The organism is Dryocola clanedunensis (assembly GCF_038405435.1).
GTDB lineage: Bacteria > Pseudomonadota > Gammaproteobacteria > Enterobacterales > Enterobacteriaceae > Dryocola > Dryocola clanedunensis_A.
In genome coordinates, this window is the sequence record NZ_JBBYHZ010000162.1 from 1 (window position 1) to 570 (window position 570).

A 570-nucleotide genomic window follows, 5' to 3' on the forward strand; every position below is an offset into this window, starting at 1 on the left:
GGCGGTGACCTACCGCGACCTGCCCTGGGAAGTGCCCGATGGCTCGCTGGGCCGCTTCGACCTGATCATCGGCAGTGACATCCTTTACGAACGCGGCCACGCCCACCAGATCGCCGCGATGATGCTGCGGCATGCCAAGCCCGATGCCGAACTGCTGATCACCGATCCAGGGCGCGGCAACGTCGGCGCGTTTTCGCGCGGCATGGCCCTGCAGGGCTTCGATGTGACCGAGGAACTGGGCCTGTTCGAGGATGAGGGCGATGCGCCAGGTCACGGGCGGCTGCTGAGTTATCGGCGCGGCGCCGTCCGCCCGGCGGCCCTCGCCTGAGCGCGGGCCGGGCGCGTTGCGGCGACGGCGTTCCTCCGTGACACGGCGTGCAGATCCGCTGGCGTAGGCTGTCGCCGTCCAGATGCGGCCCAGGCGGCCGGGAGAGCCCCGATGCGATGTCGTCCCCTGTCCAGCCGCGATGGCCTGCCTGTCAGCAGGACGCACGCTTGAGTACGGCCAGCGCCGCGCCGGATGCGCGACCACAGACCCGCTCGATGATCATCGCTGGGCTGTCCACCGTG

Annotated in this window: 1 pseudogene; it reads left to right on the forward strand. The window is 70.2% G+C overall.

What is annotated here, in order from left to right:
* Positions 1 to 328: pseudogene (locus AAE045_RS23995) on the forward strand (hypothetical protein); the annotation flags it as partial.
* Between the last annotated feature and the right edge of the window lie 242 nt (positions 329 to 570).